Annotated in this window: 21 protein-coding genes; 14 read left to right on the top strand and 7 right to left on the bottom strand. The window is 63.1% G+C overall.

Annotated features, from left to right (window positions below; all coding sequences use genetic code 11):
- The first annotated feature begins 17 nt into the window (after positions 1-17).
- From BW38_RS02085 to BW38_RS21890, 6 genes are all read left to right on the top strand, one after another.
- Positions 18-296, top strand: a complete 279-nt coding sequence (locus BW38_RS02085) for a hypothetical protein (protein ID WP_235190001.1) — start codon at positions 18-20, stop codon at positions 294-296.
- Positions 296-1,006, top strand: a complete 711-nt coding sequence (locus tag BW38_RS02080) for a hypothetical protein (protein WP_032978217.1) — start codon at positions 296-298, stop codon at positions 1,004-1,006. The genes BW38_RS02085 and BW38_RS02080 overlap by 1 nt, the downstream gene beginning before the upstream one ends.
- A gap of 205 nt (positions 1,007-1,211) precedes the next feature.
- The gene (locus tag BW38_RS02075) at positions 1,212-2,672 is read left to right on the top strand and encodes a SulP family inorganic anion transporter (protein ID WP_032978219.1); all 1,461 of its coding nucleotides are present in this window, start codon (positions 1,212-1,214) and stop codon (positions 2,670-2,672) included.
- Positions 2,673-2,862: 190 nt separating this feature from the next.
- Positions 2,863-3,732 carry a lysozyme inhibitor LprI family protein gene (locus BW38_RS21295; RefSeq protein ID WP_051585146.1) on the top strand — a complete coding sequence of 290 codons (870 nt, stop codon included), beginning with the start codon at positions 2,863-2,865 and terminating at the stop codon, positions 3,730-3,732.
- Positions 3,733-3,786: 54 nt separating this feature from the next.
- Entirely contained in the window at positions 3,787-4,197 is a 411-nt protein-coding gene (locus tag BW38_RS02070) for a lysozyme inhibitor LprI family protein (protein ID WP_032978220.1), read from the top strand.
- 41 nt (positions 4,198-4,238) lie between these two features.
- Positions 4,239-7,007 carry a peptidoglycan-binding protein gene (locus BW38_RS21890; protein ID WP_152543336.1) on the top strand — a complete coding sequence of 923 codons (2,769 nt, stop codon included), beginning with the start codon at positions 4,239-4,241 and terminating at the stop codon, positions 7,005-7,007.
- A 57-nt stretch (positions 7,008-7,064) separates the two neighbouring features.
- On the opposite strand, the gene BW38_RS02065 is transcribed toward BW38_RS21890, so the two are convergent.
- Positions 7,065-7,643 (bottom strand): hypothetical protein, encoded by a 579-nt coding sequence (locus BW38_RS02065; protein WP_032978221.1) that lies wholly within the window; start codon positions 7,641-7,643, stop codon positions 7,065-7,067.
- A 492-nt stretch (positions 7,644-8,135) separates the two neighbouring features.
- Between BW38_RS02065 and BW38_RS02060 the strand changes: the two genes are divergently transcribed.
- The 3 genes from BW38_RS02060 (at position 8,136) to BW38_RS02045 (ending at position 10,892) form a co-directional block, all read left to right on the top strand.
- Positions 8,136-8,843 carry a hypothetical protein gene (locus BW38_RS02060; protein ID WP_032978222.1) on the top strand — a complete coding sequence of 236 codons (708 nt, stop codon included), beginning with the start codon at positions 8,136-8,138 and terminating at the stop codon, positions 8,841-8,843.
- Positions 8,844-8,845: 2 nt separating this feature from the next.
- Positions 8,846-9,367, top strand: coding sequence for a hypothetical protein (locus BW38_RS02055; protein WP_032978224.1), 522 nt, complete (start codon positions 8,846-8,848; stop codon positions 9,365-9,367).
- Positions 9,368-9,905: 538 nt separating this feature from the next.
- On the top strand, positions 9,906-10,892 hold the full coding sequence (locus BW38_RS02045) for a phage portal protein (protein ID WP_032978346.1): 987 nt from the start codon (positions 9,906-9,908) through the stop codon (positions 10,890-10,892).
- Here BW38_RS02045 and BW38_RS0120985 read toward each other — a convergent pair.
- Both BW38_RS0120985 and BW38_RS0120990 read right to left on the bottom strand, forming a co-directional pair.
- Complete coding sequence (locus BW38_RS0120985) at positions 10,889-12,115, bottom strand: phosphoribosyltransferase family protein (RefSeq protein WP_051585148.1); 1,227 nt, start codon at positions 12,113-12,115, stop codon at positions 10,889-10,891. The genes BW38_RS02045 and BW38_RS0120985 overlap by 4 nt on opposite strands.
- A 4-nt stretch (positions 12,116-12,119) precedes the next feature.
- Positions 12,120-13,055 carry a DNA-processing protein DprA gene (locus tag BW38_RS0120990; protein ID WP_051585151.1) on the bottom strand — a complete coding sequence of 312 codons (936 nt, stop codon included), beginning with the start codon at positions 13,053-13,055 and terminating at the stop codon, positions 12,120-12,122.
- Between the two features lie 672 nt (positions 13,056-13,727).
- On the opposite strand from BW38_RS0120990, the gene BW38_RS21300 reads away from it, so the two are divergent.
- Positions 13,728-14,072 carry a hypothetical protein gene (locus BW38_RS21300; protein ID WP_051585153.1) on the top strand — a complete coding sequence of 115 codons (345 nt, stop codon included), beginning with the start codon at positions 13,728-13,730 and terminating at the stop codon, positions 14,070-14,072.
- Between the two features lie 66 nt (positions 14,073-14,138).
- On the opposite strand, the gene BW38_RS02040 is transcribed toward BW38_RS21300, so the two are convergent.
- The gene (locus BW38_RS02040) at positions 14,139-14,798 is read right to left on the bottom strand and encodes a DUF2971 domain-containing protein (RefSeq protein WP_032978230.1); all 660 of its coding nucleotides are present in this window, start codon (positions 14,796-14,798) and stop codon (positions 14,139-14,141) included.
- Positions 14,799-14,828: 30 nt separating this feature from the next.
- Positions 14,829-15,890 carry a site-specific integrase gene (locus tag BW38_RS02035; protein WP_032978233.1) on the bottom strand — a complete coding sequence of 354 codons (1,062 nt, stop codon included), beginning with the start codon at positions 15,888-15,890 and terminating at the stop codon, positions 14,829-14,831.
- A gap of 125 nt (positions 15,891-16,015) precedes the next feature.
- On the opposite strand from BW38_RS02035, the gene dusA reads away from it, so the two are divergent.
- From dusA to BW38_RS02015, 4 genes are all read left to right on the top strand, one after another.
- Positions 16,016-17,011 (top strand): tRNA dihydrouridine(20/20a) synthase DusA, encoded by a 996-nt coding sequence (gene dusA, locus BW38_RS02030; RefSeq protein WP_032978234.1) that lies wholly within the window; start codon positions 16,016-16,018, stop codon positions 17,009-17,011.
- 212 nt (positions 17,012-17,223) lie between these two features.
- Entirely contained in the window at positions 17,224-17,592 is a 369-nt protein-coding gene (locus BW38_RS02025; RefSeq protein WP_032978236.1) for a hypothetical protein, read from the top strand.
- Positions 17,593-17,664: 72 nt separating this feature from the next.
- Complete coding sequence (locus BW38_RS02020) at positions 17,665-18,348, top strand: response regulator transcription factor (RefSeq protein WP_004136763.1); 684 nt, start codon at positions 17,665-17,667, stop codon at positions 18,346-18,348.
- 22 nt (positions 18,349-18,370) lie between these two features.
- Positions 18,371-19,795: a sensor histidine kinase gene (locus tag BW38_RS02015; RefSeq protein WP_032978238.1), complete on the top strand. Its 1,425-nt coding sequence runs from the start codon at positions 18,371-18,373 to the stop codon at positions 19,793-19,795.
- Positions 19,796-19,867: 72 nt separating this feature from the next.
- Here the strand turns inward: BW38_RS02015 and BW38_RS02010 are convergent, their stop codons facing one another.
- Positions 19,868-20,656 carry a M90 family metallopeptidase gene (locus BW38_RS02010; RefSeq protein ID WP_193600430.1) on the bottom strand — a complete coding sequence of 263 codons (789 nt, stop codon included), beginning with the start codon at positions 20,654-20,656 and terminating at the stop codon, positions 19,868-19,870.
- Complete coding sequence (locus BW38_RS02005) at positions 20,623-20,898, bottom strand: hypothetical protein (protein ID WP_032978241.1); 276 nt, start codon at positions 20,896-20,898, stop codon at positions 20,623-20,625. Before BW38_RS02005 ends, BW38_RS02010 begins: the two co-directional genes overlap by 34 nt.
- Positions 20,899-20,950 lie beyond the last annotated feature (52 nt).

The following is a 20,950-nucleotide window of genomic DNA, read 5'->3' on the forward strand; positions in this document are numbered from 1 at the left end:
TCGGCCCGGATGGGCAGATGTGGTTCGACACCAATGATCGGGCCGGAAAGGTGATGGGTGGCATGACGATCACCGGCAATTCCCAGAGTCCGGTCGGCCTGGCGGGGCTGGGGCAGCCATTTGCCATTCTTCCCAGTCCGACGTCCGACAGCTGGCAGGACCAGAACGGAAATCAGTTCTCCGCCCCGAACATGGGCGTCATGTCGTTCATTGATGGGGGCAACACGCTGATGATGCGGTTCACGTTCTCACCGATCGCCAATCCCTCCACTTACATTTTCTATGGAACCTTCTGATGTCCGTCGGTCTTGAAGTCACCAACGATAGTGGCGTCCCCGTGCTGGTGAACGCGCACTCTTTCGTCTTTTTCGCTATCGCCAAGGGGACGCAGGCGGTTGCAAGCAACCCATCTGTTTATGGCGTGGGCGGATACGTCAGCCTTCCGCCTCAGAGCGTTCCGTATCTTGTGTTCATCCGCTGCAATGGCGGATCCGCGCAGGTGGCATCTTCCACGAATGGTTTTTCCTGGAACATGGCACAAGGCACCACCAGCTTTGACTGGTGGGCCTGGGGGCGTGCAACGGTCAGTGGGAGCACCGGTATGCAAGTGTTCAATCCAGATGGCTCCATTCAATGGGACATGTCCAATCGCCCTTTGCGCATAGCCGGCCTGATCGACAAGTCCGGCGCCAGCGTGCCTAGCTTCACCGAGATGTCAACCGACAATTTGCGTCAGGGGCCCCTGTTCAACGGCCCTGGGGAAAACCTTGCCTACCTCATGTCCGACATTGGCCTTTGCCACGACATCTATGCCTTCCATGGCAGTGGTCCAACCCTGCGCGGCAACATGCGCTACCAGCCTTTCATCAATACCCCGAATAGCTCGCAGCTACGCTTGAACTACTGCCGCCGCCGGGAAAACCGACCACGATCGTTGAATGGAGCGTCCTATCAGAGCTTTGCCGGGCAGCTACCTAATTTCCTGATCGCGGCCCACACTTACTGACGCGGCCGCGCAGCCGGGCGGCCATTTGAGCCGCCCGGCCCCTTCCCGTAGACTGCGCCCCTTCCACGCTCCCCGACGACGCACTGCAGTGATCACGCCACCCTGACCCTTGCCGCCCCTCGGCAGCCGGCCCAACCGGCTCAGGAACCCGCGTCTTTCACTGCAGCGCCACGTGGCCCAGCCCACGTGTGCGCGGAGTTTTCCCATGCAAACCTCTTATCCCCTGCGCCAGCAATGGCTCGGCAACCTCCGTGGTGATCTGCTGTCCGGCACCGTCGTCGCCCTGGCACTGATTCCCGAAGCCATCGCGTTTTCGTTGATCGCCGGCGTAGACCCCAAGGTCGGCCTGTATGCTGCTTTCTCCATTGCCGTCATCACCGCGATTGCAGGCGGCCGCCCCGGCATGATCTCCGCCGCCACCGGCGCGATGGCGCTGGTGATGGTCGACCTGGTCAAGGACCACGGCCTGCAGTACCTGTTTGCCGCCAGCATCCTGGCCGGCCTGCTGCAGGTGCTGGCCGGCGTGTTCAAGCTGGGCTCGCTGATGCGCTTCGTCTCGCGCTCGGTCATCACCGGCTTCGTCAACGCGTTGGCCATCCTGATCTTCCTGGCCCAGATGCCCGAGCTGATCGGTCGCGGCCCCACCGTGTATGTGCTGTGCGCCGCCGCGTTGGCGATCATCTACCTGCTGCCGCGCATCACCCGCGCAGTGCCTTCGCCGCTGGTGGCGATCATCGTGCTCACCGCCGTGGTCATCGGCTTCGGCATCGATGTACGCAGCGTGGGCGACATGGGCCAGCTGCCCGACAGCCTGCCGTACTTCCTCATCCCCGATGTGCCCTTCACCTGGGAAACGCTGCGCATCCTGCTGCCGGTGTCAGCCACGCTGGCGGTGGTCGGCCTGCTCGAATCGATGATGACCCTGCAGATTGTCGAGGACATCACCGAGACGCCCAGTGAGCGCAACCGCGAGTGCGTCGGCCAGGGCCTGGCCAACACGGTCACCGGTTTCCTCGGTGGCATGGCCGGCTGCGCGATGATCGGTCAGTCGGTGATCAACGTGACCTCCGGCGGTCGAGGCCGCCTGTCCTGCCTGGTGGCCGGCGTGCTGCTGCTGGTGCTGGTGGTATACGGCAGCCACTTGGTGCGGCAGATCCCGATGGCCGCACTGGTGGCGGTGATGATCATGGTCAGCATCGGGACCTTCAGCTGGCGCTCGCTGCGCGACCTGCGCACGCATCCGCGCAGCTCGTCGGCAGTGATGCTGCTGACCGTGGTGGTCACCGTGACCACCCACGACCTGGCCAAGGGTGTGCTCAGCGGCGTGCTGTTGTCTGCCCTGTTCTTCGCCCGCAAGGTGGGCCGCATGCTCGACGTGCAACGCGAAGACGTTGCGGACATGGACATGCAGGTCTACCGCGTGCGCGGCCAGGTATTCTTCGCCTCCGCCGGACAGCTGGGTGCGGCGTTCGACTACCAGCACGTGGCGCCGAAGGTACAGATCGACCTGCGGGAGGCCCACCTGTGGGATCTGACTGCCGTCGCCGCGCTGCAACGCGCGCAGGAAAAGCTGACCGCGCATGGCGCCGAAGTCAGTGTTGTCGGCCTCAATGCGGCCAGCCAGACGCTGATCGAACAGGTGGGGGGCAGGGGCAGCGCACATTGACCGCGCGCTCGCGGCTCCATGCCTCGAACTGGCCAGGCAGTTTCTGCGACGCCGTCCGCGCAAGCTGAATCCAGTCAGCCATCTGAAACCGCCGCTGTCGTAGGATTGCCACCGTGATGGGGCCGATGGACGGCCCCTCCCGGCCGGCGACCGCTGGCGACACGCAAGGGGGATACAAGCAATGCAGGCAATGGATGCCCGTCGGGGCAATGAACAGATCGCCTTCGGCCGTCGGTACTGGAAGGTGCTGGCCCTGTGCCTGGCGCTCACCGCGTGCCAGGCACCTTCTTCCCCTGCGTCGGCCGAAGCGGCGCCCACCCCGGCACCGCTCGCCGCGGCATCGCCGGCAGCGACCCCCACCCCAGCGTCTGGTGATTCCTCCGGGTACCCCGATGCGTCCTACACGAACGGTCGTCTGCGCCCGGCTTATGGCTGGTGCGTGGATGGCGTGGAGGATGCGGGCAAGCTGCAGGCCTGCGGCAAGGATGAACTGGCCTATCAGGAAGGGCGCCTGCAGGAGGGTGCCAGCAAGGCTGTGACCGGGCTCGACGCTGCTGCGAAGCAGGCGTTCCTTGCCACCCAGGCAACCTGGCGCAGCGATACCGACCGTCATTGCGCCGCTCCGTCCAATGCCGGTGTGGATGACCTGCAGAAGGCACAGGAGTGCCGCCTGTTCCGCGTGGCGAACCGTGCCGACGCATTGATGGCGCAAAGTGGCCCGCCCGATACCTCCTATACCCAGGCAACGCTGCGGCCCGAATACACCCGGTGCGTGCAGGATGCCCGGGGTATGGACGATCAGCTGGAAGTCTGCGACACGACCGAGCTCGCCCACCACAAAGCGCTGCTGGAAGCACAGGTTGCGCGGCTAATGGACAGCCCCGACGGCCCGGCCAAGGACCGCTGGATGGACGAGCAGGCAAACTGGGCCGAAGACACCGACAAGCGCTGCAGTGTGGCCACGGAGAGCGTGGGCCAGGCGCTGGACGCGCAGTCGTGCCGTATCAACCGCTACGCCAACCGCGCAGTGGAGCTGCAGAAGCGCATGCTGGCCCCCTGACGGGGCATTCGTCGTGTGCAACGCATTGAAGCATTGACCGGTAGGAAGCAGACCATGGCGAGCAGGACCTCGGGCATTGTGTTAGCGGCGATGGCGATGGCGGTGCTGTGCACCGGCCAGGTGCATGCAGCGCCCGCGCTGAGCGCGGCCTTCCAGGCGTGCTCAGGCCGCGCGCAGGGCTCCATCGAAGAGGCCGCCTGCCTGTCCAGCGAATCGGACCGGCAGGACCGCCGGTTGAACCAGGCATACCAGCAGTTGCAGGGACATCTCGACACCTCGGCCAAGGCCCGCCTGCTGGCCGCGCAACGGGCGTGGCTGCAATCGCGCCAGCGCGATGGCGAACTGGAAACCGTGCTGTACGACGATTCGCAGCCGGGCAACCTGCAGCAGAAATTGAATGACACCGAGCGCCTGCGCGCGCGCGCCGATCAGCTGGAAACCTATCTGCGCCTGATCGGTCCGTAATCCGCAACACGGTCATCCCTCCACGGACAAGGAAGTGAGCCATGCCGAACAACATCGATACCCGTAACCTTGACGCAACCGCTGGCGCGGTGTTTTTCGCTGTCGGACGCGGCACCGAAGGTGGCGGATCGTCGTACCACCTCAGCATCGCCGGCATCACCAAGGGACTGGATGAGCCGAAGTGGGGCACGGTCAGCGCGGTGGCCGCCAACAGTGGCTATTCGCTGGGGACCATCCAGGTCGACTTCGGCCAGCGCGGCAAATGGCCGCTGGGCGCCACCGAAGAGCGTGCGCTGAAGCCCGGCGAGACGACCTACGTGGACGCAGTCATCCAGCAGGCCAGCAGCTACGCCAAAGCGCACCATCTGCCCTTCACCAGCGACCGCGCCGATCTGCGCGCGGACCTGCTCAGTCACGGCGACGGCCAGGGCAAACGCTCCTCGATCCGCTTCATCGATGTCCCGACCCGCGACAGCATCAACGCCTGGGCCGGTTCGCCCGAAGGCAAGCAGTGGATCCACACCCACGTGGACTACCCGCAGGTGCGCAACGCCACCCGCATCGCCATGACGATGCTGGACAAGCACGGTGGTGGTATTGCAGAAGACAAGCGTTTCGAAGCGATCGCGCTGATCGCCAAGTCCGCCAACCAATTGCCGGGGACACTGCCGCAGCTGGAAGCCGTACTGAAGCGGGGTGGTGATTACCAGGACCTGCGCGACAAGGCGGCCGAGATCCGCCAGGACAAGAAATACTATGCCGGCTTGGCGGCCGCCGACGTCGCCGCTGCTTATGAAGATGCCTATCCCCGCCACTCGGCGGAGATGGATCGCGCACATCTGAAAGTGGGGCGCCGCGACTTCGCGCCGGCCACCGAAGGCAACGATCCCGACATCCGCATAGCGCTGGAACAGGCGCGCTCGCACAAGCACGGTGGCGGTGGCCCGCAGGTGCTGAAAGAGGGCTCTACCGGCCGCGCGGTGGAAAAGCTGGAACACAACCTGCACGCGCTGGGTTATGGCGGCGCGGGTGCCCAGGCGATCCATCCTGATCGCCAGTTCGATGCCAGCACCCGGCAGGCCGTCGAAGCTTTCCAGCGTGACCATGGCCTGACTCCGGTCGACGGCAAGGCCGGGCCGACCACGCTGGGTGCGATCGACCGCGAGGCGCGCGCGCTGCAGCGTGACATGGCCGCGCTGGGCCTGACCGATGCGCATGGCAAAGCGATCACCGCCGATGGCTACCTTGGGGCGGGCAGCCAGCACGCCATCAATGTGTTCCAGCAGCAGCACCATCTGCCGGCCACCGGCATGGCCGACGCACAGACGCGTCGCACGATCGATGCCGAGGCCGCACAGCATCGCCCTGCCGCGCCTTCGCCTGCTACCCCTGCCACGCCGGCTGTGCCGGCAGCCCCGACGAGGGCTGCGCCAGCCGCAGCGCAGCAGCACACTGGCCCTGCAGGCGCCGCAGCGCCCGGTGGCGAGCGCATTTCCGTGGTGGAACCCTTCGGCAACGGCAGCAGCAACCGCGTCCTTCGCCACGGCATCAGCGGCGAGGACGCGTTCCGTGAGTTGAAGATCCACCATCCCAACACCAACGCCGCAGCCGTGCGCGCGGGCGATGCCAGCAAGGTTGACCGCACCGCGGACATGGTCGACGGCGAACTGGAGGCCGTGCGCAAGCGTGGGGACACCAACGGCATTCCGCTGGTGCAGAAGGACCTGATCCTGACCGATCGGTCGGGCGGGCGCAGCCTGATGATTCCCAGTCCGGTGGCCGGCTACGTCCAGCTCAACAAGGACGGCACCAATTCCATCAGCATCTACAGCCACCCGGCCGGCGATGCCCGCCGCGAGCTTGTGGGCCAGGTATTGCATGGCGCGGTTGGCTCCATCCCGTACAAGACCGGCGATTTCGTCGAGTACGGTGCGCCGCTGGTTCGCCAGTCCGATGTGGGGTCGCCTGGTGCGGTGCATGCGCATATCGAAGTGGAGCCGGCGCAGTTCCGCCGCTACCTCGGCGACATGCTCAACGACCGCATAACCCTCGGCGGCAAGGTACTCGCGCAGGGGCCGGAAGCAGCGCAGGCCGCACGCGTCACGCAGCAGGCGCCGATGGCCGACGGCATGCTGGTGAAGGACGAACGCGGCGATGAGGTCAAGGCGCTGCAGGGCAAGCTGGCCGCGCTGGGTTACACCGCCGCCGACGGCAAGGCGCTGGGCACCGATGGCATCTTCGGCAAGGACACGCTGGCAGCGGTCAAGCAGTTCCAGGCCAACAATGGCCTGGAGCAGGATGGCAAGGCCGGCCGCCAGACCCTGGCGCGCCTGGACGACCCGGCGGCAGTGAAGGCCGGCGCACAGACCGCCGCCGCCCCGGCACGCACCGAACCGACCGCACCGGCAGCGCCCAGCATGCGCGATCCTTCGCATGCCGAGAATCCGCGCTTCAACCAGGCCCTGGAGAAACTGCAGGAGCTGCAGCAGCAGCGCGTGCAGGCTGGCCTGTGCCCGCTGTTCGCCAATGCGCAGGAAACCGAACGCGCCGCCGGCCAGCTGGCCTACGAGAGCAAGGTCGCCGGCATGCGCCAGATCGACCATGTGGTCGCACGCCCGGATGGCAGCGGCTTGTTCGCCGTGCAGGGCAATGTCGGCGACCCGGCTGCGCAGCGCACCTTCGTCGACAGTCGACAGGCCGTGTCGCAGTCGGTCGAGGCCAGCACCCGCCAGACCGAGGAACTGGATGTCCAGTTCAACCAGCGCGCGCAGGAACAGCAGCAGGAGCAGGTGCGCAACCGCGGCCTGTAAGCCTGCTGCACTGTGGCCGAAGGCTCCGGGCCCAACGACCCGGGGCCTTCTGTCGATTCATTCTGCAGGGTCGACCCGCCGGTACACCCCGAACTGGGTCCTGCGCTGGCCCATCGGGATGATCAGGGCCAGCAGGACCGCGCCTCCGTCCACCTGCTTCACCACCAGATCGTTTTCCACCGTGCAGGACAGTTCCACGCGTGACCAGACGCAGCCGGCGCCGGCCTCGCCCGGTTTGCACGATGACCACCGGTTGATGACCAGCTGTTCTCCTTCGGCGCTGTAGCTCTTGCTGGCAGCGCTGCCTGCAGCCTCGATGCCGGGGCCGTCGGCGGCATGGAAGCGGGCCACCAGCCGGCTCGCCTCCTGGCGGATCGTGACCTGGTGGATGTCCTTGTTGTAGACGCCAAAGAGCCTGGAAAGCGCGCCGATGGGCGCATTTTCCTGTCCTGCCGACAGGTAGGACGCCCGGTTGTCGAAGGTGGCGCCTTCGGTGAAGTCGCATCGTGGGCCCGGCCTGATTTCGGCGAGGCATGCGTCGCGGACGCTGCTGCAACCACTGCCCAAAGCCAACACCGTCAGCAGGGTGAGGCAGGCGAGGCCAGAGCCCGCCAGCGAGGATGCAGTCGGTTTCATTGTGGCTTCCCTTCCAACAGATGCGGTGCAACAGGAACTCGCGTACCGAGTATCCCCACGCAAGGGCGGCAGCGGCAACCCGGCCTGCATCCCCGGCTGCCCGCCGCCATTCATCCGCCCGGTGTAACTATTGATCTCACTGGCAATGCCAGTCTCCACGATCAACCGCCCGATGACGTCCGCCACCGCCCGTTACGCTGATTCCCTGCGCCTGTCCGTCGCTCCCATGATGGACTGGACCGACAGCCTTATTTGACGGGCCTTTCCGGCCAGAGGGTACAGTATGGGTACCTTCATTCGGTGGGTGTGCACGGGAAGTCGTCGTTCCGCACCTTGGCCGCATCAAAAGCTTCGGCAAACGTGATTCAATGCCTCCAAACTTGCACCCTAGGGAGGGGGGACTGCAGCATGCGCAGTGAAAGAAGTCCGGAATGGTACAAGAGAGCTACCCAAGTACAGTCCATAGCGATAGCGACCGCTGGCATCATCGCCATGATGCTGAAGGCAAAGCCCGAAGAGCTCGCAAAAAAACTCGGAGAGGCTGGGCCGCTTATCGCCGTTCTTGTGACCAAGGTGCAGGAGAATGCTTGGTGGCTTTCGCCCTCCCTTTTGCTATTGGCTTGGTTGCTCAAGCATTTGAAGAAGGCGATCGGTGAGCCAGCGGTGTGGAAAGATCTGCAAAAGTGGGTGGATGAGTTCCGGAGCGAGGTCTATGGTCCCCAAGTTGGCCAGTACCATCACCATCATCGAGTCACCCTCTATCGTCGTCAGCGGCGACTTTTGTGGTGGCTCCCTGGCACGCTGTGGCTGATGCCATTTGTCCGGTCAGCTCACACCAGCAAAACCAATGTCCGTTGCTTTCAGATCGACCCCGCAAAGCCTGGTTGCAAGAATGGCTTCGCGGGGAAGGCTTGGGAAAGTGAGGGTGGGGTGCATGTGGAGAACCTTCCTAAGCTGACTGAGAACAGTACAGAAGAAGAGTTCAAAACATATTCAGATGAAACCAATATTCCGGTGAAGTCCCTCCGCAAGAAGCTTTCATCTTCTCGTTCCTACTGGGCTGTTAGGGTTCTTGCTAATGGCGTGCCTTGGGGGGTGTTGGTGTTGGATTCAGTGAGCGAGTCGCTGAATAAGAAGAAGGCCGACAGTGCAATTAAGCAGCACGCTCGTGTCCTCTCGCTGTTGCTACCGAGGATTTGATTATGAATACGGAAGTCGCTGATTGGATTGAAGTCGACGAGTCGAGGTATAACCAAATCAAGAGGCGATACTCGGGGATTGACTCTCGCAGTGTGCTGATCGAGATGAGTCTATCTCCGTACGACGTGCCAAGCTTGGTAAGAGGCGACTATGACGAAGAGTCAAAAAAATTCGTAATCGATTTTAAGTACATTGATAGTGAAGACACGACGGACATGACGCTGGACGATCATGTGACTGCTTTCGTCGGAAGCGGAAGTGGAAGAATCTACTCGTTACTCATCGACACCATGGCGTTGGGTGCCAGCTCTGTCTCATTGAAGATCGTCGAAGAAGCGGTGCACCAAGACGCTGAGAAGGCTCTCAATAAGATGGCACTGGACGGAGCTGCTTACATCTTGTCGAGCGGGACATCCAGCAGGCATCGCAAGCAGAAGAACAACTCTAAGAATTACTCAGTTTTGCAGGAAATTGTCAGGGATTATTGGCCTGATCTGAAGCAAGACCTGCGCACCGCGCGATGAAGATGAAGAAGCCGCCGCTAAGGCGGCTTCTTTCTTTGTCTATCGTTGGCCCACGTCCCGTCGGACGTCCCACCAAGTCGCGACGTCCCTAGTGTCATACACGTCGCCCACACGGGGGGGCAGCAATCCGGCGGTGTGCTTGTTGGCCATAGTCTTGAGCTTCGCGGTTGGGAAATAGGTAGTCCGCAGTTGCTCGATGGTCATCGTTGCTCCGAACTGGCCGTAGAGCAGCCAGAACGTGCCGAAGCCGTGGGGCGTCATGCGTCACCACCTGCCCACCGTAGGCCAAGCTGCAACACATTGCTGGTAGTGGCGGGTGCCGAGGTAACCGCCGCCTGCAGGCCGTGCTGCTTATGCCAGTGCGCCCAGGCCAAGTCGAAGGTGGGGCATTTCGCCGTGCGGCTGCAGCGGCATTCAATGAAGTGACCGCCGCGTGCTTCCAGTCGTCGGCCGTCGAGGATGTAGCGAGCGGGGTGGCCGGACGGGCACGCCGGCAGCGGCCGGGGCGGGGTCTTCTGCTGCTGAGTCATGCTGCCTCCTGCAGAGCTGTGATGATCTCGCGCGCCTTGGCGACCCCACCCCGGTGCTGGAATCACGGGGCATCTTTGATTACCTCGAATGCTGGCGCAACGGGCGCTACTACGAGCCGCCGGTGGATCTGCACGGGCTGTCACGCACCACCCGCGCCAATCCGTACCTGCAGAGCGGGCTGACGTTCAAGCGCAACATGCTGGTGCGGACTTTCCGCCCCCATAAGTTGCTGAGCCGGGAAGCGTTCGCGCAGCTGGCGCTGGACTACATCACCTTCGGCATGGCCTACGTTGAGCGCCGCCGCGCTATGTCCGGCAACGCGCACAGCCTGGCCGTGCCGTTGGCGCAGTACATGCGGCGTGGTGTTGAGGCGGGTGAGTTCTTTCAGGTGCGGGCCGGCCGAATTGAGCATGAGTTCAAGCCGGGCGAGGTGTTCCAGTTACGTGAGGCCGATCCCGATCAGGAGGTCTATGGCCTACCGGAGTGGATGCCGGCGGTGCAGTCAGCGCTGCTCAACGAATCGGCCACGCTGTTCCGCCGCAAGTATTACAACAACGGTTCGCATGCCGGGTTCATCCTGTACCTGACCGATCCGCAACCCGAGGACGGGGATGTATCGAAGCTGCGCGAGGCGCTGCGGCAGTCGCGCGGGCCGGGCAATTTCCGCAACCTGTTCGTGCATTCCCCGAATGGGAAGAAGGACGGCCTGCAGCTGATCCCGGTCAGCGAGGTGGCGGCAAAGGATGAGTTCACCGGCATCAAGAGCGTCACCCGCGACGACATGCTGGCGTCGCTGCGGACCCCGCCTCAGCTGCTGGGGATCGTGCCGCAGAACAGCGGCGGCTTCGGTTCGATCCGCGAGGCGGCAATGGTGTGGTCCGCCATGGAGCTGGCGCCACTGCAGACGCGGATGACCGCGATCAACGAATGGATCGGTGATGAGGTGATTCGGTTTGAGCCGTTCGATATCTCCTCTGACCCAATTTCGGGTTAGCTGGGCCACGAACAGAAGCGCTTGAAAATCCCATCCAGTTCGGCCGGAGCATCTGGCCCGATGATCGAGTCATGGTAGGAATGCCCGATAGATTTTGGCTCGGCTGCGATGGCGTTGGGAGCGAACGCCTTTAGGCCGGATAGGGTCGGTGAAATTTCGCGGTAAGCAGTGTTTATGGTCTTCAGCCATCCAAACAGCACAGCGGTGCCGCCCGCAGCTTCAATGAAAGCGCGCGCGCACTCCAAGCTTCTGCCGGACGTAACCATATCGTCCACGACTAGAACCCGCTTGCCCTTCAGCGATATGGCGCTTTTCCGCGCTTCGTCGGCCAGATTGCGGTGGGGGTTCTTGTTGAGCTTGATTGAGTTGATCTGTGTCGAGAATAGTCGATCATCGGATTTGATCGGCTGGCTCTTCAGTGCATCGGCGTGCCGGACGATGAGGTCATGGTAGTAGCTTGATCGCGTACAGCGACCCATTCGCGCGAGGATCGCCTCCATGCTGTCCGCGGACGGATTTTTCTGACCGGCCTTGTGCCCCGGGAAGCTGCAGATGTAATCCACATCCTCCATCAACCCCGAGAAGTACAACGATGCAATGGTGATGTAGAACCAGAAATCCGGGTGGCCCGCACCAAACTTAGCGGCTTCCCGCGCGTCGTATCCGAAGTGGGCGTAAGCTTCCTTTATGGTTGAGAACGGCCCGGCAGTTGCCACATCCAGGCTGCCGTGTTGCACGCGCCAGAACAGATTGTGCTTACGCAATCCGAACAAGAGGCAGAAGCGCCTCAGCTCCTCCACTGACTGTACTTGGAAGCCATGGTCAGAGGTCTGACCATACCAATCGCTTCGAATATGGAGTAGCCGATTGTTAACGCCGGCGATCATGTCACCTTCGCCGCCCCCCAGAAAGAGCGTCTCGGAGCGCTTGGCAGCATGCGTCTTTAAGATGCCTGCTGCTGAATCACCCTTGTGCCGTGCCGGGGATCCATCCCATCCCATACCGTGTGCGTAGATCGGCACGCCGGCGAACTGCTCAACGTATTTGGCCAGCGGCAATCCATTGCAGGTCCATTTTTCGTTTGACCACAGCGCGACTTTCACGCCGTGCGCGTGAAGCTCTGCGGCCAGTGCGCCAAGCTGCTTAGCGATTTGGTGGTCGACTTTGTGAAGTGGATTAACGACGGTACCAGTCACTGATACCAGCAGTAGCTTCAATGCCATTGATTCATCCAAAAAGAGATGGTTGAAGTGCGAGCTTTCCGTGCGGCCAGTTGCTGATCGAGCGATGCATGCAGTCCATGAAGCGGGCGTGCTGGCTTGGGACTTCGAAAAGGTGGTCTGCCTTGCCATGGTCTAACGGCTGGAGTAGGCCGTTAGGTACCAGGTTGATACTGGGGCGGCCAAAAGACTTGGCGAATCGGATGGTGTGGGCAGTTCCCGAAGACTTGTTCCATTGCGTGGCGACGACGCAGGCCGCTAGAGCTGCCTGAAGACGATTGCGCCACACGAACTGCTCAGCAGCTGGGTCGGCCTCCGGGAAGTACTCCGAGATGAGCAAACCGCCGTTGTCGACAATTGCCTCAGCGAGCCAGCCATTGCGAGCGGGGTAGGGGCGGAGTATTCCCGTACCCAAGATCGAGATGTTCGAAATGGCGGCGTTCAGTGCTGTTTCGTGCGCAAGCCCATCAACTCCTAGGGCAAGCCCGCTGACCAGCGGCAAGTCAAATTCTTTCACGGCATACGCTGCGTACCGGGTTAGGAACTCGCCTTCTTTTGAGGGATCGCGGGTGCCCACAACTGCAATCGAAGGCCGTTGCACTAGTTCGGGATTGCCGCGATAGAACAGCCAGAGGGGTTGCGATTCCTCTGGAAGCAGGCGGAAGGGCAGCGGATAGAGGTCGTCCTGGCGCGTGACGATTGCGATGCGGTTTAACCGCAGCTGCCGCAGCAATCGTCTACCTTCTTGCCGTACAAAGTCACGCAGGGCGCTCTCCTCGATCCCGGCGAGTGAAGACACGAGCGGGAATAGATGTCCCGTTTCGAGCCTCTCAGCAATGCCTATCGGGCCGCCCAAATCCCTCATGGTTTTGAAGCCGATGCCCTTGACCTTCGTCAGGCCTAGGAAGATCGACAACGCATGAACATGAATGGGTTCGGTCATTGCCCGATCTTAGCCGATGCACCGCTCCAAGGGGCCGGAGCGCACTCGTCTCCCCGCCACGCCTGCGCACTTCATGGGGTGTTTTTCCTGCACCCCCTGCAGCAGCCCCCCCGGCGCGGCCCTGTATGGCTTTCTCCGGGGTGTCCGAGTGCCTGCCGACCCTGCGGTTCCCTGCGCGCAAGGGGGCTTTTCTACGTGCCCTGGGTGGCGAGCGCCGTCGGCGTGTCCGTTTAGGGGGATGGGGGGTGTCCGGAAAGGGGCAACATCTGCAATCGGCCGTCGTTTATCCCTGTAAGTCATTGATATGTATGGGTATGGAAGATTGCAAAAGATGTTAATTCAGAGCAATTTCCAAGGCCCAAAAATGTAATGTCATTGATTTTTAAGGGAAAAAAATCCTGTCGGAGTTGCTCCCTCAAAAGGCAATGCGGTTGCTCGAAGGTTGCCCTATTATTGCCATTGATATGGATATATAAATAATTGATTTATAAGTAATTTATAGGCATTCAGAGCGTCGATTGCAGAAGTTGCTACTTCCCGGTGGCCGAATGATTTTTTGCAACTAAAGGGCCGGGAGGTTGCTTTGGCATCTCTGCTACCGCACCTGCACTCTCACTGGACGCACGTCGCGTTGTCGCAGCCTTTGCGACGGCCAGCCGTATCCTGCCGCCCATGCCGCTGCCCCCCGACTTCTACTGGACGACACGCTCTGCCAGCTGGCCAGGTGATCCGCTGACCGTGATCGCTTGCGACAGTGTCTGGGTGGTCGCCATGTCGCAGCGCTTTGACGACGGGATATGGATTGCCCTGCTGGATCGTCATCGCAATGGCCCAGGTGGGCCCGCCCGGCGGTGCACCAGCTATGAGCAGGGGCGTGCCGGCGCTGAGCTGTGGGTGGCCAGGCATGAGGCACGGCTCCGCGAGGACGTGGCAGCCATCAATCGCTGGCGGGAGGTTGTGCGCGCGAACAGGCTGGCCAAGTTGAACACCGCGCCGCCCTTCGGTTGGGTGGGGTAGGGCCCGCCGGCGGCCGTGCGTGGCGCGTGTAGGCGTCGGCAGGGAGGGGACCAGATCAATCCTCGATCAAGGTCTTTCTAAGGCTGGACGAATCGCCATGCGGATGCCCTCAGGGTCCAAGCCCACAGGGTGCACGGTGGTTTCTCGAGGGGCGATCTTGAGGATTGCCTCTCGGACGGCAGTTGGAACGCGGTTCCCAAGCAGAATGCGGCGTAGACAACCGCCCAGATGGACGTAGTCTTGGTCGGAGATGAAGCGCCACTCGGCTTCAAATGACCAATGATGGGTCTTATGGCTAAGCACGTCCTCAGCTGTGCTGGTGCTTAGCAGCCCGGTGGCGATCTTGGGCAGCTCATCGACATACGATACCTGCCGCAACTGAGGGTGTTCGGGATCGACCTCGAACTCAAACGCCAAGCCCCGGAAGCTGTCACCGTACTGAGCCCACATTCGCACGTCATCCCACGCAGTGGTGAGGCTGCAAACCTTCTTCCCTCCGGTCAACTGAGCGAGGTCGGCATCGGTGTAGACGATGCGGGCTGGGGGGCCGAAATTCGCGCCAAACTGGAGGCTGAAGTCGCCGCCGCGTGGCTTCACGATGGTACGGAACTGTCCCTCGAAAGGATCGTTGAGGTCGGCGTACTTTGCGCAGTAGAGGCGCTCATGTATGGCGATGTCGAGGGCATACAACGCATCCGCAACGCCTTTGAATTTGTAAAGCCGCATGTCTAATTGGTCTCCTACCAGGGCTGTTCCTTACGATGCCTGACGGTGCAATGACTCAGGCCGCAGCTGTGTGTATCGCTTCAACTCATTCCATGATGCATGCAGGGTAACGGCGGCGACCTCGGGGATATCGTAGCCCTGCTCGAACAGCCGCGACGTGGCTTCGTGCCGCAGGTCGTGGAAACACAGATCCTCAATCCCGAGCGCGCTGCAGGCGCGGGTAAAGGACGTGCCTACGGATTTCGAGTTGTAGGGGAAGATCCGGTTCTCGCCGGCGATCTGCGGTTGTCGCTGCACCAAGTCCCAGGCTTCGCCCAGCAGAGGGAACGTCCTATGGTTGCCGATCTTGGCGCGGGGGTGCTTTGCGTCCCTGAGCATCGCCGTCCGCTTCACGCTGTCCAGATCTGACCACAGCAGCCGGGTGATTTCGCTTTCCCGCTTGGCCGTGAGGATAGCGAAGGTGACGATATCGCTCATAGGGATTGTTGAGCGCCAGGCCGCGGCCGCGTAGTACGCATGCAGGCGCTGCAGTTCTTCGTCGGTCGGGCGTCGGTCGCGCTTCTTGGATTTGGCTACCAGCTTCAACAGCCGCAGTACCGGCCGAGCGTCGGCTACTGGGTCACTGGCAAGCTTCACTCCCTTCATTGGTCCAGCCAGTTTCAGCAGCTCGGACAGGAAGCCCAGCTCGACGTTCATGGTGGCGGCCGAGCAAGGGGGGATAATGTGGCCCTTGGCGTTCATGTGGTCGCCGTGGACCCGCCGGCGGGCGTGGTCGATCACGTCGTTTGCGGTGAGGCGTGTGGCCACGATGCTGCCCAGGCTTTCGCGTAAGCGGCTGAGGTTGCCCGTCTGAGTCGTGCCAGCCGCCTTCACAGCGGCCAGGTCATCGATACGCCAATCGATCAACTGATCGATGGTCAGATCCTCGCCGGGTGTACCGCCACGGGCCTCGTAGTCTGCCAGTTCGCGTTCGATCCGGTCGGCCCAGGTCTTGGCGGCTGTCTTGGTCGGGAAGGTCTTGCTCTGTGTTGCGTGACCCTTGCGGCGCACAATGGCGCGCCAGCGGCCGTTGCGCGGTTGTAGCGTTGCCATCGATGTACCAGCTCCCGGTGTACCACTTTTTTCTTGGTACGCGGATGGTACATATGAATGGGAATAACCGGGAATAATTGGGAAAAATCGGGTACTTCTGTGTACCCGCATATGGTGCTAACTACATGAAAACGTTGAAAACTGAGGATATCCGGCTGTCCGTGGCGCCCATGATGGACTGGACCGACCGCCATTGCCGGGTGTTCCACCGCCTGCTGGCGCCGGGTGCGCGGCTGTACACCGAAATGGTGCACGCCAATGCGGTCATCCATGGCGATCGCCAGCGCCTGCTCGGTTTCGATGCCAGCGAACAACCGCTGGCACTGCAGCTCGGTGGCAGCGATCCGGCGCTGCTGGCGCAGGCCGCGCGCATCGCCGCCGATTGGGGCTACGACGAGGTCAACCTCAACTGCGGCTGCCCGTCCGACCGCGTGCAGGCCGGGCGCTTTGGTGCCTGCCTGATGCGCGAGCCGGTGCTGGTGGCCGAATGCGTGTCGGCCATGGTCGAGGCAGTGGACATCCCGGTGACGGTGAAATGCCGCTTGGGCGTGGACGAAGACGACAACTACGAGGTATTCGCCAGTTTCGTCGACCGCCAGGTCGAGGCCGGCGCCGCGATGGTGGTGGTGCACGCCCGCAATGCCTGGCTGAAGGGCCTGTCGCCGAAGGAGAACCGCGAGGTTCCGCCGTTGAAGTACGACTGGGCCTACCGGCTGAAGCACGAGCGCCCGGCACTGCCGGTGGTGCTCAATGGTGGCCTGGCCAGCATCGAGGCGGTGCAGGCGCAGGCCGCGCACGTCGATGGCGTCATGCTCGGTCGCGCAGCCTACCACGACCCCTACCTGCTGCATCAGCTGGAAGCGCTGCAGACCGGCGCGCCACTGCGTCCGCGCGGCGAGCTGCTGCGCGCACTGCGCCCGTACATCGAAGCCCGCCTGGGCGAGGGCCTGGCCCTCAAGCACATCACCCGCCACATCCTCGGCCTGTTCCACGGCCAGCCCGGCGGCCGCGCATTCCGCCAAGTGCTGAGCGAGGGCGCCTATCGTCCCGGTGCCGACTGGACGTTGATCGAGCAGGCGCTGGCAGTCACCGAACGCGAAGCCGATCGCGCCGCTGCGTGACGTCAGTCACATTCCTGACTTGACAAGGGCGGCCGTTTCGTCCCGAATGTTCACTTAGCTGAACAACGGTCTGGAGCATCTGGAAAAGTTCAGACCGGATTCACTGCCCGAAACCAAGAATTTGCAAAAGATTTGTAAAACGCCGGGTTCCATTCCGGTGCCCGGATTTACGACTTTTGAACGAATCGCCGTGCTCGGCTAGGATCGCATCGATGTCTTCCGCTCCCTTCCACCGCTGTATTGCCTTGGCCACCTGCGTGGCCCTGGCGGCTGCCCCGCTGTCTTCGGCGCTGGCGCAGGACCCGCAGCGGGAACAGGGGCGCGCAGAAATGATGGAGCGTGGAGGCCGTGGCGCCAGCAACGAGCGCTCGCTGTCCGATGCCGTGCGCCGCGTGCAGCGCACCACCGGTGGCCACATCCTGGGCGCCGAGCGTGTGCCGTTCGATGGTCGTGACATCAACCGGGTCAAATACATGGACGACCGCGGTCGGGTCCGCTACATGGACGACCCCGCCCCGGCACGTTCACAGCCGCGCACGCCGCGGTCGGATATGTCATCACTACGCGGCGATAACCCCTGAACAGGGATAGTTGTCGCTATCAACCCGTACCCACAGGCCTCCGGGCCGCACCCAGCACACTAGGGAGAGTTCATGCGTATCCTTCTGGTCGAAGACGAAGCCCCGCTGCGTGAGACCCTGGCAGCCCGGCTCAAGCGCGAAGGTTTTGCCGTCGATGCAGCGCAGGACGGCGAAGAAGGCCTGTACATGGGCCGCGAAGTGCCGTTCGACGTCGGCATCATCGACCTTGGCCTGCCCAAGATGTCGGGCATGGAGCTGATCAAGGCCCTGCGCGACGAAGGCAAGAAGTTCCCGGTGCTGATCCTGACCGCGCGTTCGAGCTGGCAGGACAAGGTCGAGGGCCTGAAGCAGGGCGCCGACGATTACCTGGTCAAGCCGTTCCATGTGGAAGAGCTCCTAGCCCGCGTCAACGCGCTGCTGCGCCGCGCCGCCGGCTGGAGCAAGCCGACCCTGGAATGCGGTCCGGTTGCCTTGGATCTGGCAGCGCAGACCGTCAGCGTGGCCGGCAGCAATGTCGACCTCACCAGCTACGAGTACAAGGTGCTGGAGTACCTGATGATGCATGCCGGTGAACTGGTCTCCAAGGCCGACCTCACCGAGCATATCTACCAGCAGGACTTCGATCGTGACTCGAACGTGCTGGAAGTGTTCATCGGCCGCCTGCGCAAGAAGCTGGACCCGGATGGCGAACTGAAGCCGATCGAGACCGTACGCGGTCGTGGCTACCGCTTCGCGATTCCGCGTAACGAGGGCTGAGGCCTTCAACAGGCGATAAACGATGTCCGGCCGTCTGTGGTTCTTCCGACGCTGGCGGCCGCGCTCTCTGCAGGCGCGCCAGATGTTCGCCGCGTCAGTGGGTCTGGTCGCGTTCCTGGCCCTGGCCGGTTACGCGCTTGATGCCGCCTTCGCCGATACGGCGAAGGCGAACCTGCGCGAGCGCCTGAAGAACTATGCCACCGCCTATGCGGCCGGCATCGACTTCACCCGCGACCGCTCGCTGTACATCCGCGAGCAGCCGCCGGATCCGCGTTTCGACGTGCCCGGCAGCGGCCTGTACCTGCAGGTCGTCATGCCCGACGGCAAGGGCAATTCGATGTCCGCCGAAGGCCCGATGCTGCCCACCGTCGGCGGCGGCCTGCTGGCTCCGCGCCAGGAAGTGTTCGAAGGCCCGCTGCCGATGATCCAGATCGACGGCAGCCAAGGCTCGGTGTATCGCTATGGCCTGGGCCTGGTGTGGGATGCCGACGCCGACCCGGCCACCGAATTCCCGTACACCATCTACGTGATGGAAGACTCGCGCGCGCTGGGTGCGCAGCTGCGCGTGTTCCGCAGCCGGGTCTGGTTCTACCTGGGCGGCATCGGCCTGATCCTGCTGCTGCTGCAGACCGTCATCCTGCAGTGGAGCCTGCGCCCGTTGCGGCGGGTGATCACCGAACTGACCAAGGTCCAGCGCGGCGAGACCGAGCGCATGAGCGAGCGCCACCCGCGCGAGCTGGAGCCGTTGACCGACAGCATCAATGCCTTCATCGAGGGCGAGCGTGAGAACCTGGAACGCCAGCGCAATACCCTGGCCGACCTGGCGCACAGCCTGAAGACGCCGATTGCGGTGCTGCGTACGCAGATGGACAGCGGCGCCGGCGATGGCGCCCTGCGCGAAGAGCTGGACGTGCAGCTGCAGCGCATGAACAACCTGGTGTCCTACCAGCTGGCACGCGCGGCCTCGTCGGGCCACAAGCTGTTCTCGGCACCGCTGCCGATCGAATCCAACGCCGAGGAAATCGTGCGCGGCCTGGAGAAGGTCTATGCGTCCAAGGGCGTACTGTGCGAATTCGACATCGACCCGGCCGCGCGCTTCCACGGCGAACCGGGTGACCTGCAGGAACTGCTGGGCAACCTGCTGGAGAACGCGTTCAAGTGGGCCAAGCGCCGCGTGCTGCTGACCGCGCAGCCGTTGCCGGCGCCGAATGCGCGTCGCGCCGGCCTGCTGCTGGCAGTGGATGACGATGGCCCGGGTATTGCTCCGGAGGACATCGGCAAGGTGCTGCAGCGTGGCGTGCGCGGCGATGAGCGCGTACAGGGCCACGGCATCGGCCTGTCGATCGTGCAGGACCTGATCAAGGACTACCGTGGCGAGCTGCAGGTGTCCCGCTCCAGCGAACTGGGCGGCGCCCGTTTCGAAGTGCGGCTGCCGCCGGGGCCGTAACGATCCGTTGCAACCCGATCCGGTCGACGTAGACCCTCGGGTAGCGCCGGGCATGCCCGGCGGACGGATGAATCACCCGACCATTGCCGGCGGCTCGCCGTAGAACCGCCGCAGATGCGCAGCCACCTCCGGCAACGCTTCGGCCAGCAGGTCCGGCGCAGAGAAGTGGTACTCGCTGGCCACCGCGAAGAACTCTTCCGGCGCCTCGGCCGCATACGGATCGATCCGTGTTTCCACGCCGGCATCCACCTGCGCACAGAACGCGTCGTACGATCTCTGGAAGTCAGCTGCCCACTCGCGTTGCCACGCACGCGGCAACGGTGGCGTGCCGTCCATCGCACCGTCGAGCGCATCCAGCTTGTGCACCATCTCATGCACGGCCACGCAGTAACCCTCATGCGGTGCCGCCAGGTCGGCCTGCACATCGGCCCACGAAAGAATCAGCGGACCGCTGTCCCACGACTCGCCGATCAGCTCGTCATCCCACTCATGCAGTACGCCGGCGGCGTCCATATGGCTGCGATGCACGCGGAACGCATCGGGGTAGACGATCAGCTGCGACCAGCCTTCCAGCCCCACCTCGCCGAACTCCAGCAGCGGCAGGCAGCACAGTGCGGCCAGCAGCACGCCATCGGCCGGCTGCAGCTGCAGGTCGCCGATGGGGGAGATGGTCTTCTCATGCAGGAAGCGCGTGGTCAGCGCGCGCAGGCGTGCATGCCGTTCGTCGTCCAGGCCGCGCAACCACGCTGCGCGGTGGCAGGCATCGTTCCAGTGTGCGTCTTCGATCGGTCGCGGCGCGGGCCGCAACCACTGCAGCAACGACTTGATCAGCGGAACATACCCGGCAGGTAGCTGTGCCACTTCGGCGCACGGATGCGCTGCAGTACATCGTCGTCACCGCCACCGCCGCTGCTGGTCGCGGCGGCCGGACGTACCGGTGCCGGCTTGGCGGCCGTCGCTGTCGGCGCGGTGGTCGGCGTGCGCTGCGAGGCTGCATCGCTGGCCGAGTAGACGCAGGCGCCACGGCTGTCATCAAGCGCTGCTGTGGCAGATGCCGCGAAGGGCATCGTCAGCAGGATCAGGCAATGGGCATAACGGCGCATTGACGACATCCACGTTAAGGGAAGGTGAGTTCCCGATTCTAGCCCGAACCCG

The organism is Stenotrophomonas sp. RIT309 (assembly GCF_000632045.1).
GTDB classification, from domain to species: Bacteria; Pseudomonadota; Gammaproteobacteria; order Xanthomonadales; family Xanthomonadaceae; genus Stenotrophomonas; species Stenotrophomonas indicatrix.

Bases quoted from the DNA above. Each gene is read 5' to 3' on its own strand.
- BW38_RS02085 (WP_235190001.1), top strand. From the start codon at position 18: ATGTGGTTCGACACCAATGATCGGGCCGGAAAGGTGATGGGTGGCATG.
- BW38_RS02080 (WP_032978217.1), top strand. From the start codon at position 296: ATGTCCGTCGGTCTTGAAGTCACCAACGATAGTGGCGTCCCCGTGCTG.
- BW38_RS02075 (WP_032978219.1), top strand. From the start codon at position 1,212: ATGCAAACCTCTTATCCCCTGCGCCAGCAATGGCTCGGCAACCTCCGT.
- BW38_RS21295 (WP_051585146.1), top strand. From the start codon at position 2,863: ATGGATGCCCGTCGGGGCAATGAACAGATCGCCTTCGGCCGTCGGTAC.
- BW38_RS02070 (WP_032978220.1), top strand. From the start codon at position 3,787: ATGGCGAGCAGGACCTCGGGCATTGTGTTAGCGGCGATGGCGATGGCG.
- BW38_RS21890 (WP_152543336.1), top strand. From the start codon at position 4,239: ATGCCGAACAACATCGATACCCGTAACCTTGACGCAACCGCTGGCGCG.
- BW38_RS02065 (WP_032978221.1), bottom strand. From the start codon at position 7,643: ATGAAACCGACTGCATCCTCGCTGGCGGGCTCTGGCCTCGCCTGCCTC.
- BW38_RS02060 (WP_032978222.1), top strand. From the start codon at position 8,136: ATGATGCTGAAGGCAAAGCCCGAAGAGCTCGCAAAAAAACTCGGAGAG.
- BW38_RS02055 (WP_032978224.1), top strand. From the start codon at position 8,846: ATGAATACGGAAGTCGCTGATTGGATTGAAGTCGACGAGTCGAGGTAT.
- BW38_RS0120985 (WP_051585148.1), bottom strand. From the start codon at position 12,115: ATGGCATTGAAGCTACTGCTGGTATCAGTGACTGGTACCGTCGTTAAT.
- BW38_RS0120990 (WP_051585151.1), bottom strand. From the start codon at position 13,055: ATGACCGAACCCATTCATGTTCATGCGTTGTCGATCTTCCTAGGCCTG.
- BW38_RS21300 (WP_051585153.1), top strand. From the start codon at position 13,728: ATGCCGCTGCCCCCCGACTTCTACTGGACGACACGCTCTGCCAGCTGG.
- BW38_RS02040 (WP_032978230.1), bottom strand. From the start codon at position 14,798: ATGCGGCTTTACAAATTCAAAGGCGTTGCGGATGCGTTGTATGCCCTC.
- BW38_RS02035 (WP_032978233.1), bottom strand. From the start codon at position 15,890: ATGGCAACGCTACAACCGCGCAACGGCCGCTGGCGCGCCATTGTGCGC.
- dusA (WP_032978234.1), top strand. From the start codon at position 16,016: ATGAAAACGTTGAAAACTGAGGATATCCGGCTGTCCGTGGCGCCCATG.
- BW38_RS02025 (WP_032978236.1), top strand. From the start codon at position 17,224: ATGTCTTCCGCTCCCTTCCACCGCTGTATTGCCTTGGCCACCTGCGTG.
- BW38_RS02020 (WP_004136763.1), top strand. From the start codon at position 17,665: ATGCGTATCCTTCTGGTCGAAGACGAAGCCCCGCTGCGTGAGACCCTG.
- BW38_RS02015 (WP_032978238.1), top strand. From the start codon at position 18,371: ATGTCCGGCCGTCTGTGGTTCTTCCGACGCTGGCGGCCGCGCTCTCTG.
- BW38_RS02005 (WP_032978241.1), bottom strand. From the start codon at position 20,898: ATGCGCCGTTATGCCCATTGCCTGATCCTGCTGACGATGCCCTTCGCG.